9 protein-coding genes and 1 pseudogene are annotated in these 11737 nt (G+C 59.6%); 6 read left to right on the top strand and 4 right to left on the bottom strand.

Features of this window, described 5'->3' with window-relative positions; all coding sequences use genetic code 11:
* Positions 1 to 94 precede the first annotated feature (94 nt).
* The 3 genes and pseudogenes from pstB to HA43_RS17780 all read right to left on the bottom strand — a co-directional run bounded on the left by pstB (position 95) and on the right by HA43_RS17780 (position 4565).
* Positions 95 to 862 (bottom strand): phosphate ABC transporter ATP-binding protein PstB, encoded by a 768-nt coding sequence (pstB, locus tag HA43_RS17790; RefSeq protein ID WP_094112267.1) that lies wholly within the window; start codon positions 860 to 862, stop codon positions 95 to 97.
* 12 nt (positions 863 to 874) lie between these two features.
* A complete protein-coding gene (gene pstA, locus HA43_RS17785; protein ID WP_094112266.1) occupies positions 875 to 2476 on the bottom strand; it encodes a phosphate ABC transporter permease PstA in 1602 nt (533 codons plus the stop codon).
* Positions 2473 to 4565, bottom strand: a pseudogene (locus HA43_RS17780) (ABC transporter permease subunit). Before HA43_RS17780 ends, pstA begins: the two are co-directional and overlap by 4 nt.
* A 181-nt stretch (positions 4566 to 4746) precedes the next feature.
* Between HA43_RS17780 and ppk1 the strand changes: the two are divergent.
* The 6 genes from ppk1 to HA43_RS17750 all read left to right on the top strand — a co-directional run bounded on the left by ppk1 (position 4747) and on the right by HA43_RS17750 (position 11046).
* The gene (ppk1, locus tag HA43_RS17775; protein ID WP_039379564.1) at positions 4747 to 6807 is read left to right on the top strand and encodes a polyphosphate kinase 1; all 2061 of its coding nucleotides are present in this window, start codon (positions 4747 to 4749) and stop codon (positions 6805 to 6807) included.
* Between the two features lie 5 nt (positions 6808 to 6812).
* On the top strand, positions 6813 to 8336 hold the full coding sequence (ppx, locus tag HA43_RS17770) for an exopolyphosphatase (RefSeq protein ID WP_039379568.1): 1524 nt from the start codon (positions 6813 to 6815) through the stop codon (positions 8334 to 8336).
* A gap of 27 nt (positions 8337 to 8363) precedes the next feature.
* Positions 8364 to 8963, top strand: a complete 600-nt coding sequence (tehB, locus tag HA43_RS17765; RefSeq protein WP_094112265.1) for a tellurite resistance methyltransferase TehB — start codon at positions 8364 to 8366, stop codon at positions 8961 to 8963.
* A gap of 128 nt (positions 8964 to 9091) precedes the next feature.
* Positions 9092 to 9277 (top strand): YfgG family protein, encoded by a 186-nt coding sequence (locus HA43_RS17760; protein ID WP_094112264.1) that lies wholly within the window; start codon positions 9092 to 9094, stop codon positions 9275 to 9277.
* Between the two features lie 85 nt (positions 9278 to 9362).
* Positions 9363 to 10796 (top strand): magnesium transporter, encoded by a 1434-nt coding sequence (gene mgtE, locus HA43_RS17755; RefSeq protein ID WP_039379576.1) that lies wholly within the window; start codon positions 9363 to 9365, stop codon positions 10794 to 10796.
* A gap of 70 nt (positions 10797 to 10866) precedes the next feature.
* Positions 10867 to 11046, top strand: a complete 180-nt coding sequence (locus tag HA43_RS17750) for a YodC family protein (protein WP_039379580.1) — start codon at positions 10867 to 10869, stop codon at positions 11044 to 11046.
* Positions 11047 to 11079: 33 nt separating this feature from the next.
* On the opposite strand, the gene HA43_RS17745 is transcribed toward HA43_RS17750, so the two are convergent.
* Positions 11080 to 11737 (bottom strand): DUF3750 domain-containing protein (locus tag HA43_RS17745; RefSeq protein WP_094112263.1); only part of this gene is annotated, 658 nt, incomplete at its 5' end.

The raw sequence follows: 11737 nt of genomic DNA, 5'->3' as shown, positions 1-11737 counted from the left end.
AGGCGGCGCATTCATGCGCCCATCCCCTAGCCCCCGTAGGGGGCGCATTTATGCGCCCCTGGGTTAGAACGCAATAACGCCCCGGTAACCGGCGTTAACCAAACCGGCCGGTGATGTACTCTTCGGTGCGGCGCACGCCGGGTGCGGTGAAAATCCGATCGGTTTCGCCGAACTCAATCAGCTGTCCCTGATGCATAAACGCGGTGTAATCAGACACGCGGGCCGCCTGCTGCATATTATGCGTCACCAGTACCAGCGTGAAATGCGCCTTCAGCGTGGTCATCAGCTCCTCAATGACCAGCGTAGAGATAGGGTCGAGCGCGGAGGTGGGCTCATCCAGCAGCAGCACTTCTGGCTCAATGGCAATTGCCCGGGCGATCACCAGCCGCTGCTGCTGGCCGCTGGAGAGCGTCAGCGCGTTCTGCGCCAGATGATCTTTCACCTCCCCCCAGAGCGCCGCCGCGCGCAGTGCGCGTTCGCACGCTTCATTTAAAACCCGGCGGTCGCGCACTCCCTGCAGACGCAGGCCATACACCACGTTCTCATAGATCGATTTGGGAAACGGATTCGGACGCTGAAACACCATGCCGATGCGCCGCCGCAGTGCAGGCAGATCCTGCCCTGCCTGCATTACCGGCAGCTGGTCCAGCAGAATTTCTCCTTCGGTTCGGCAGCCGCTAATCATATCGTTCATACGGTTAAAACAGCGCAGCAGCGTGGATTTTCCGCAGCCGGATGGTCCAATCAGCGCCGTAATGCGGTTTTTCGGGATCTGCAGATCGATAGCGTTCAGCGCCTGGCGCTCGCCGTACCAGAGCGATAGCTTGTTTACGCTTAGCGCAATGTTCTCAGTGGACGTCATATTTCAACCTTGTTAGTGCGTCATCAGCCGGTAGCGTTCGCGCAGCCGGTGGCGCAGCACCATCGCCAGCAGATTCAGCGACAGAATAATCATGACCAGCAGCAGCGCAGTGGCATAAACCAGCGGCCTGTCGGCGTCGATGTTCGGGCTCTGAAAGGCCAGATCGTAAATCTGAAAGCCGAGGTGCATAAATTTGCGGTCGAGATGCAGATAAGGAAACACGGCGTCTACCGGCAGCTCCGGCACCATTTTAACCACGCCGACCAGCATCAGCGGCGCCGTCTCTCCCGCCGCGCGCGCCACTGCCAGAATCAGTCCGGTGAGCATCGCCGGCACCGCCAGCGGCAGTACCACCCGCCACAGGGTTTCTGCCTGCGTTGCCCCCAGCGCCAGCGATCCCTGACGCAGCGTATCGGGTATCCGTGACAACCCCTCTTCTGTCGCCACAATCACCACCGGCAGCGTCAGCAGTGCCAGCGTCAGCGACGCCCACAGCAGGCCTGGCGTACCAAAGGTCGGGTTCGGCAGCGCACGGGAAAAGAAGAGCTGATCGAGCGTGCCGCCAATCAGCCAGACAAAAAAACCGAGACCAAATACGCCATAAACGATAGAGGGGACGCCGGCGAGATTCACCACGGCGATACGCACCAGCCGCGTCAGGGCGTGACGTCCGGCATACTCATGCAGCCAGACGGCAGCCACCACGCCGAGCGGCATAACGATGACCGACATCAGCACCACCATCAGCACCGTGCCAAAGATAGCCGGAAACGCGCCGCTCTCGCTGCCGCCTGCCGCCGGTGAGTCGCTGACAAACTGCCATACCTGCCGCAAAAAGTGCTGCGCTTTTTGCGACACGCTCATGTTATTGGGGTACCAGGCCGCGACGATCTGCGCCAGCGGGATAGTATGTTCTGCGCCCTGCGCGTCGCGCAGGATCAGCGTATCGCGCTGGCTCGCCTGCTGCAGATGCGTCAGCTGCTCAGCCAGCGCGCTGAAGCGACGATGCAGCGCCGCGCTGTTGGCGTCGAACTCTGACTGCTGCTGCAGGCCAAAACGCTGTTCGCGCTGCTGCTCATCCGCCTGCTGCTGCAGATTTTCCAGCTGCGCATTGAGCCGCGCCATATCGATACGGCGGATATCCTCTGCCTGACGCAGCTGCTCCTGTACCTGCTGCAGACGCTGCTGCAGCAGCGCATCACGGTTGTGTGCGGTGAGCGTCTCATTGTCTTCCCGCAGCGCCACCAGCCAGCCGTAAGCGTTACCGCCGTTGCGCCGTTGCAGCACCAGCACGTCACGCGGCTGTTCCGCGCGCGCGGGCCCGGTGCTGTAAATGACGCGGAAATCGGGGGCGGCAAAATCGCGGTTGCCGGTTTTTACCAGGTAGCGCCATCCGGTACTCTGCCGCTCTGCCTGCAGCGTCTCGCCCAGCAGCGTAACCGGCGACGCGCCGGGAGCCTGAAACTGATAGCGATTCACCGGCTGCGGCCAGAAGGCGCGCACGCCCTGCCAGCCAAGCAGGCCGATCAGCAGCGTAAACGCCAGTAAACAGACGGCCACCGCACCCGCCGTCAGCCAGCGCCAGCGATCGTTCTGACGATGTGCGTTTTTCATCCCTGTCCCTCATGCTGACCATAACGCCGGCGCAGCCGCTGGCGGATCACTTCTGCGACCGTGTTGATAACCAGCGTAAACAGCAGCAGCAGCAGCGCGCTGAGAAACAGGATGCGGTAGTGCGCGCTGCCCGCTGCCGCCTCCGGCATCTCTATCGCAATATTCGCTGATAGCGCGCGCAGCCCGGCAAACAGCCCGCCTTCGCTCACCGGCGTGTTGCCGGTGGCCATCAGCACAATCATCGTCTCGCCCACCGCCCGGCCAAAACCGATCATCAGTGCGGCAAAAATCCCGGCAGAAGCGCCGGGCAGTACGACCCGCGTCAGGGTCTGCCACGGCGTAGCACCCAGCGCCAGCGATCCCTGTCCGAGCGCCCCCGGCACGCTGAACAGCGCATCTTCCGCCAGGGTAAATATCAGCGGCACCAGCGCAAATCCCATTGCTACGGCGGCAACCAGCAGATTACGCTGTTCGTAGTGAATAAGCTGTTCACCGGCGTCCGGCCAGAGCCGGGCTGCCAGCCATAGCATCAGCAGCGTGACCAGCAGCAGCAGCGGCAGAAGTAACAGCACCTCGACGCCCGGACGACGCCAGCGCGCCGGCAGACGCGGGCTCAGCACGCCGCACAGCAGCAGCGTAGCGGCCAGTATCACCGGCAGCAGCAGCACGCCCGCCAGCGCATGGCTGATATGCGGCGCCATCCAGATACCGGCAATCAGGCCGATCACCACGCTCGGCAGCGCGCCCATCATCTCAATGCCGGGTTTAACCCAGCGCCGCAGTCCCGGCGACATAAACCAGGCGGTATAGATAGCGGCAGCCAGCGCCAGCGGCGTGGCAAACAGCAGCGCCAGCGCGGCGGCCTTGAGGGTACCGATAACCAGCGGAACCAGGCTGAACTTCGCCTGATAGCTGTCACCGGCCGCGGTGGATTGCCACACCCAGTCGGCGTGCGGATAATTTTCATACCAGATTTTCTGCCACAGGCTACGCCAGGTAACATCAGGCCACGGGTTATCAATCCGGAACTGCTGCCAGCGCCCGGCGTGTTCGACGATCACGCCGTCACCGCGCGGCGAAAAGGCGACCGCCTGAATGCCCGGCGCCAGCTGACGCGTGAGGATCGGGCCTGACTGTTTGCTGGCAAACAGGCTGAGTACGCCCTGCGCATCCCAGCTGGCAAATACCCGGCGCTGTGACTCGGTTGCCACACCCTGCGCCCCCTGCGAGCCGTGCCAGGTTTTAATTTTTTGCAGGCGCGGACCGTGCTCGCCGGTAATGGCAAACCACTGGCTGACACCGCGATCGTCTCTGATCAGCAGCGTCCGGCCACCCGCCAGCATATGCAGGCTCGCAACCGGCTGCGTCAGCGCCTGCGTTTCGCGCAGCTGTGCGCCCTCAGCGCTAATCTGCCACACCTGCAGCTGGCGCTCACGGCTGGTAAAGAGCTGCGTGCCGTCAGGCGACAGCAGCAGCTGGTCGGCATGCTGCTGCGGCAGCATAACCTGACTGACAGGCTGCTGACTGGCCAGCGTCAGCACGCTGATCCCCGACGGCGTCTGTGCAGCAATACGCCACTGCCCGTCGTCGATGTGCGCCAGCGCCATCTGGCTGACGGCACCCTGCGGCAGGCGCAGCGGCCGATCGCCCAGCGGAAAATACCACTCGCCGCGATCGTGCTCTATTCGCGGCTGCATCAATAGCAGTGCGCCCTGCACGTTGAGTAACACGGCATCAGCCGCGCTGCTGGTCACGGCGCCTGCGGCGCATCCGAAAGTGCCAGCGCCGGTCCGGCGGGGTCGCCGTTAAGCGGAATAAAACGCGCTTCATGACGACTGATGCGCCAGCCCAGCGTGTCGCTGCTGCCCAGCGCCAGCGCCGGCGTTTTATCCCACAGCTGCTGGCTGAGCGCAGGCTGAAGCTGTGGCGCGCTGAACAGGGGCAGGACCACCCAGATAAGCCAGAAGAACAGCAGCAGCATCAGCAGCAATATTCCTGCGCCGCACGCCGTTACCATGCGCCGCACAAAGCGATCGATGGCGCGCCGGCGACGGTCATTAGATTCAACAGGAATATGGTTTATGCTCATGCCGGTCAGGGATTCAGATTAGAGAGTCGCTATGTTGCCCGTAGCGGATTGATAAGACAACTGTTGCGGTTGGACAAGCCTGCCATACTCTAGCAATAATGGTGAAGGAGACTGAGCGGAGCCGCACCACTGCGCGCCTTGCGCCGGACATATCGTCCCGCCACAGCATCACGGAGTCAGAATGGGTCAGGAAAAGCTGTATATAGAAAAAGAAATAAGCTGGTTATCCTTTAATGAACGTGTGCTGCAGGAAGCGGCGGATAAAAGTAACCCGCTGATTGAGCGCATGCGGTTTTTAGGGATCTATTCCAACAACCTTGAAGAGTTCTACAAGGTGCGCTTTGCCGATCTGAAGCGGCGCATTCTGATCAGCGAAGAGCAGGGTAAGCCCACTCCCCTGCGGCATCTGCTGAAGAAGATCCAGCAGCGGGTACTGAAGTCCGATCAGGAGTTTGACGCGCTCTACAATGAGCTGCTGCTGGAGATGGCACGTAACCAGATCTTCCTGATCAACGAACGCCAGCTCTCACCCAATCAGCAGGAGTGGCTGCGCCACTATTTCAAACACCAGCTGCGCCAGCACGTTACGCCGATTCTGATCAACCATGACACCGATCTGATTGAGTTTCTCAAGGATGACTACACCTATCTGGCGGTAGAGATCATTCGCGGCGAGGATATCCGCTATGCGCTGCTGGAGATCCCGTCAGACAAAGTGCCGCGCTTTATCAACCTGCCGGCCGAGTCGCCACGCCGCCGCAAGCCGATGATCCTGCTGGATAACATTCTGCGCTACTGCCTGGATGAGATTTTTAAAGGCTTCTTTGACTACGATGCGCTGAACGCCTACTCCATGAAAATGACGCGCGATGCTGAATATGATCTGGTTACAGAGATGGAGTCGAGCCTGCTGGAGCTGATGTCCTCCAGCCTGAAGCAGCGCCTTACTGCCGAACCGGTGCGCTTTGTCTATCAGCGCGATATGCCCGATGCCATGGTGGAGATGCTGCGCCACAAGCTCTCTATCTCTAACTATGACTCCATTGTGCCGGGTGGCCGCTACCATAACTTCAAAGATTTTATCGGCTTTCCCAACGTCGGCAAAAGTAACCTGGTCAACCGGCCGCTGCCGCAGATCCGCCATATCGGCTTTGATGGCTTCCGCAATGGCTTTGACGCCATCCGCGATCGCGATGTACTGCTCTACTACCCCTATCACACCTTTGAGCATGTGCTGGAGCTGCTGCGTCAGGCGTCGTTCGATCCCAGCGTACTGGCGATCAAAATCAATATCTATCGCGTAGCCAAACACTCCCGCATTATGGATGCGATGATCCACGCGGCGCACAACGGCAAAAAAGTGACGGTGGTGGTTGAGCTGCAGGCGCGCTTTGATGAAGAGGCGAATATCCACTGGGCCAAGCGGCTGACTGAAGCGGGCGTGCACGTTATTTTCTCTGCGCCTGGTCTGAAAATTCACGCCAAACTGTTTCTGATTTCCCGTCGCGAAGGTGAAGAGGTGGTGCGGTATGCGCATATCGGCACCGGCAACTTTAATGAGAAGACCGCGCGCCTGTATACCGACTACTCTCTGCTGACCGCTGACGCGCGCATCACGAACGAAGTCCGCCGCGTATTTAACTTCATCGAGAACCCCTATCGCCCGGTTACCTTTGAACATCTGATGGTGTCGCCGCAGAATTCGCGGGCCGTACTCTATCAGCTGATTGACACGGAGATCGCCAATGCGCAGCAGAGCAAGCCGTGCGGAATTACGCTTAAAATCAATAATCTGGTAGATAACGGCCTGGTCGACAGGCTCTATGCAGCCTCGTCAGCCGGGGTAAAAATCAACCTGCTGGTGCGCGGTATGTGCTCGCTGATCCCGGACCTGCCTGGCATCAGCGAAAATATTCGCATCACCAGCATTGTTGATCGTTATCTTGAGCACGACCGGGTGTATATTTTTGAAAATGGCGGTGAGAAAAAGGTGTTTCTCTCTTCGGCTGACTGGATGACGCGCAACATCGATTACCGCATTGAGGTCGCCGTGGCGGTGCTCGATCCGCGTCTTAAACAGCGGATTCTGGATATTATCGCCATTCTGTTAAGTGATACGGTTAAAGCGCGTATCGTAGACAAAGAGCTGAGTAACCGTTATGTTCCGCGCGGCAATCGCAGGAAAGTGCGCTCGCAGCTGGCGATTTACGATTACATCAAGAGACTGGAACAACCCGAATAACGTCTATGCCAATTACTCCGAAGAGTACGCCGAAGCCGCAGGAATTTGCGGCCATCGATCTCGGCTCAAACAGTTTTCATATGGTGATCGCCCGCGTGGTGGATGGCGCCATGCAGGTTCTGGGACGCCTCAAGCAGCGGGTGCATCTGGCTGACGGGCTTGACGCGCAAAACCGGCTGAGCGAAGAGGCGATAGTGCGCGGCCTGAGCTGCCTGGCCCTGTTCGCTGAGCGACTGCAGGGCTTTAGCGCCGCCAACGTGACCATTGTCGGCACGCACACGCTGCGCATTGCGACCAATGCCGAAGAGTTTTTGCAGCGCGCCGCGGAAGTGATCCCCTATCCGATTGAGGTGATCTCCGGTAACGAAGAGGCGCGCCTGATCTTCATGGGCGTTGAGCACACTCAGCCAGAAAAAGGGCGCAAGCTGGTTATCGATATCGGCGGCGGGTCAACCGAGCTGGTAATCGGCGAGGATTTTGAGCCGCAGCTGGTTGAGAGCCGCCGCATGGGCTGCGTCAGCTTCGCTAATCTCTATTTCCCGAAAGGCGAAATCAGCCAGGATAATTTCCGTCGCGCCCGCCTCGCCGCTACGCACAAGCTGGAGACGCTGGCGTGGCAGTATCGCCTGCACGGCTGGCAATATGCACTGGGCGCCTCCGGCAGTATTAAAGCCGCCTGTGAAGTGCTGCTGGCAATGGGCGAGAAAGAGAAGCGCGTAACGCCTGACAGTCTCGATATGCTGGTCGGTGAAGTGCTGAAGCATAAATCCTTTGATGCGCTGAGCCTGCCGGGCTTATCTGAAGAGCGCAAAGCGGTGTTTGTGCCTGGCCTTGCGATCCTGTGCGGCGTCTTTGACGCACTGGCGATCCGTGAACTGCGTCTCTCTGACGGCGCGCTGCGCGAAGGGGTGCTCTATGAGATGGAGGGCCGTTTCCGCCATCAGGATATCCGCAGCCGCACCGCACAGAGTCTGGCGAACCACTATGTGATCGACAGCGATCAGGCGCGCCGCGTGCTGGAGACGACAGAGCAGCTCTATCTGCAGTGGCAGGAGCAGAATCCGAAACAGGCGAACCCGCAGCTGACCGCTCTGCTGAAATGGGCGGCGCTGCTGCATGAGGTCGGGCTGACCATTAATCACAGCGGTATGCAGCGGCACTCCGCCTATATTCTGCAGCACTCCAATATGCCTGGCTTTAATCAGGATCAACAGATGCTGCTGGCCACGCTGGTACGCTTCCATCGTAAAGCGGTGAAGCAGGATGAGATCCCGCGCTTTACCCTGTTTAAGAAAAAGCAGGTGCTGCCGATGATTTTTCTGCTGCGCCTCGGCACGCTGCTGAATAACCAGCGTCAGGCGACCACGCGCCCCGATGCACTGAAGCTCTCAACGGACGATGGTCACTGGACGCTCACTTTCCCGGCCGGTTTTCTCAGCCAGAATACGCTGGTGCAGCTCGATCTGGAGCGCGAGCAGGCGTACTGGAGCGATGTGACCGGCTGGAAACTGCTGCTGGAAGAGGAGTAACGCGGGCCGTCCGCCCGCTGTCTGACAATGACGATACGCCCTGATAACTGGTTTACAGAAAAGTATGATTTATCGCCGCCGCACTCTGAAGTGCGCGCGGCGCTGCCGAAGCTGACGCCGGGCAACGCGCTGGATCTCGGCTGCGGTAAAGGCCGCAACAGCCTTTATCTCAGCCAGCACGGCTTTAACGTCACCGCCTGGGACGCTAATCCGGCAAGCCTTGACTATCTGAATACGATTATTGCTACTGAACAGCTGCCGAATATTCAGACAGCGCTGTGCGATCTCAACCAGCTGCGCTTCAACGGCAGCTATCAGTTTGTGCTCTCAACGGTGGTGATGATGTTTCTGCAGCCGGAGACGATCCCGCAGCTGATTGCCGATATGCAGGCCAGTACGCAGAAGAATGGCTACAACCTGATTGTGGCGGCGATGAGCACCGCTGACTACCCCAATACGCAGGCGTTTCCGTTTACCTTTAAATCGGGCGAGCTGAGCCACTACTACCGCAACTGGCATATCGTAAAATATAACGAGGATGTCGGCGAACTGCACCGTCGTGACGCTGACGGCAACCGTATCAAATGTCAGTTTGCTACTTTGCTGGCGCAGAAGGCGAGCTACTGAAGCCGGGCACGGTTCGCGGCGCCTGATGCATCGCTTCCGTGCTTATTTTTCATACAGCGATTGACCCCGCCCGGCAACTGTGACTAAATATTGCTATCGCCCTGAAGGGTATCAACAGGAACACCCGCGTGAACAGCGCCCTATCACCACGAAGACGTCCCAAAACCGGCACCATGACCCGCATCGTTTTGCTGATCAGCTTTTTTATTCTGGCTGGTCGCCTGATCTTTATCATTCCCGGTGCCATTGAGCATCATCAGCAGAAAAAGCCCCTGCCGGAACCGGCAACGCTGAGCAGCAGCGAGACACGCTGACGCGGCGACTGGCGCCTTTGTTCTGCCCGTTCTGGCGGTAACACGCTACACTTTGTGCTGACTTTACAGACACAAAGGACGCGTTATGTCTGCCTCGCACGCACAACAACTAACCGAATCCCGCCAGCGCATTCTTTCACTGCTGCTGAGCAAACAGGACTTAGTGGATGTCCTGCTGGATAAATCCGTCGATCTCAACGCCGCAGAGCTGCGCGAAGTGGCCGCCTGGCGCCAGCAGCTGGAGCAGGAGCTGGCGCCGCTGCACGCCGCCGACCTCGCTGATATCCTGGAAGCGCTGCCGGAAGAGGAGCGCCGGGCGCTCTGGCAGCTGGTCCCCTCCGAACAGCGTGGCCGCGTGCTGGTTGAAGCCTCAGAGACCGTCTGGGAGAGCCTGACCGAAGGCATGAGCGACCGCGAGATCCTGCGCGCGATTGAACCGCTGGATATCGACGATCAGGTTTATCTGGCGCGCTATCTGTCGCGCGATCTCACCGGCCGCCTGCTGACCACGCTGGAGCCGCAGCTGCGCGCGCGCCTGCTTGATGTGATTGAGCTGGATCGCGACCGCGTAGGCCGCATCATGGATTTCAATATTCTCACCGTGCGCGCCGACGTCACCCTTGCCACGGTGCAGCGCTTTCTGCGCAAGCGCAGCAGTATGCCCAACGGCACCGATAAAATCTTTATCACCAATGCGCAAAACCAGCTGCTCGGCGAGCTGCCGCTGACCGATATTCTGCTCAACAAGCCCAAAACGCTGGTCGCCGATGTGATGAATCCCCGTCCCACTACGTTTCAGCTCAATGACAACGCCGAGGATGCCGCCAGCGCCTTTGAGCGCTACAACCTGATCTCTGCTGCCGTTACCGACGCCAAAGGCAAACTGATTGGCCGTATTACCGTTGAGGATGTGATCGATCTGGTTAACCAGGAGAATGAGAGCAACATCCGTAAAATGGGCGGGATCAGCCAGGAGGAGGATGTGTTTGCGCCGGTGCGTAAAGCGGTGAGCAAGCGCTGGACGTGGCTGGCCATTAACCTCTGCACCGCATTTATCGCCTCGCGCGTCATCGGCCTGTTTGAAGCCACAATTTCACAGCTGGTGGCGCTCGCGACCCTGATGCCGATTGTGGCGGGCATTGGCGGCAATACCGGCAACCAGACCATTACCATGATTGTGCGCGCGCTGGCGCTGCATCAGGTGGAGCCTGGTAACTTCTCCTTCCTGATTGGTCGCGAGCTGGGCGTGGCGCTGATCAACGGCCTGTTCTGGGGCGGCATTATGGGCGGCATCACCTGGCTGATGTATGACAATATTCAGCTTGGCGGCGTGATGATGCTGGCGATGGTGCTGAACCTGCTGCTGGCGGCGCTGATGGGCGTGCTTATTCCGCTGATCATGACCAAAATGAAGCGCGATCCGGCGGTGGGGTCCAGCGTGCTGATCACCGCGCTCACCGACACCGGCGGCTTCTTTATCTTTCTCGGTCTGGCCACGCTGTTTTTACTGCCGCACTGAGTCACGGCAGCTGCGCCTTTAGAGTGGCGCAGCTACACTCATTCATACCCTTATCTGATGGAGACACAGCATGTTTAACGCAGGCGATTTTGTGCAGTCGAAAACCGGTGGTCCTAAAATGCAGGTGCTGCGTGCAGAGGGCGATATGCTCTGGTGCGCCCGTATCGACGACCCGCTGAAAAAAGAGATAGAGATTAAAGCAGACAGCGTCAATCTCTATCATGAAGAGGGCGACTTCGGCGTCTGCTGAGTGCCCGGCGCGCCGCAATCCGCGGCGCCCCCGTCAGGGATTATCCTTCTGCACGTTATCCCGGCCGATACCGCCAATAAACGGCAGCCGCAGCCGCAGCGGCGTGAAATCGACGCCCAGATTAAGCCCCAGCAGGTTCATCTCTACCCCCTCTTCCGCACCGACCGTCACGCCCAGTACGCCCAGCAGCGACAGCTGCAGACCGCGCCCCGAGGGCGGCAGCCCTATCGGGTGCAGCAGCGAGCGGTAATCCTTGCCAACCGCGTTTGCCGGCAGGTCGAGCTTCAGCGCCGGCACTTCGCGACCAATGTGCGCCAGAAAGGTATTGCTGTTTGGCCCCGGCCAGGCGCGATAGGTGGCGGGCCACGGGTAAGAGCGGATTGCCGCCTCAATCTGCGGGATCATCGCCTGCGCTGCGGCCCCGCGGTGATCCACCAGCAGACGCGGACGGGCGCCATACCAGTAGCCATCCGGCAGGTTACGGTTACGCCGCACCTTGTCACCGCTGCCCCAGCTGATCACCTCATAGCGATTATATTGCGTCTCGCCGGCGCGCTTAAAGATGATCCACGGATGCACCGCCACCGCGCCTTTCCAGCCGTAAGTGGGAGCCGCATAGACCTGCACCACCGCCTCGCTGGCGTAGCGCTGCGGATCGGGCGCCAGTCCGGCGGAGTCGCGCCGCGCGGTG

The organism is Pantoea eucrina (genome assembly GCF_002095385.1).
GTDB lineage: Bacteria > Pseudomonadota > Gammaproteobacteria > Enterobacterales > Enterobacteriaceae > Pantoea > Pantoea eucrina.
This window is presented reverse-complemented; position numbering and strand designations above follow the sequence as displayed.

Excerpts from the sequence above, each read along its gene's own strand:
- pstB (WP_094112267.1), bottom strand. The coding sequence starts at position 862 with ATGACGTCCACTGAGAACATTGCGCTAAGCGTAAACAAGCTATCGCTC.
- pstA (WP_094112266.1), bottom strand. The coding sequence starts at position 2,476 with ATGAAAAACGCACATCGTCAGAACGATCGCTGGCGCTGGCTGACGGCG.
- ppk1 (WP_039379564.1), top strand. The coding sequence starts at position 4,747 with ATGGGTCAGGAAAAGCTGTATATAGAAAAAGAAATAAGCTGGTTATCC.
- ppx (WP_039379568.1), top strand. The coding sequence starts at position 6,813 with ATGCCAATTACTCCGAAGAGTACGCCGAAGCCGCAGGAATTTGCGGCC.
- tehB (WP_094112265.1), top strand. The coding sequence starts at position 8,364 with ATGACGATACGCCCTGATAACTGGTTTACAGAAAAGTATGATTTATCG.
- mgtE (WP_039379576.1), top strand. The coding sequence starts at position 9,363 with ATGTCTGCCTCGCACGCACAACAACTAACCGAATCCCGCCAGCGCATT.
- HA43_RS17750 (WP_039379580.1), top strand. The coding sequence starts at position 10,867 with ATGTTTAACGCAGGCGATTTTGTGCAGTCGAAAACCGGTGGTCCTAAA.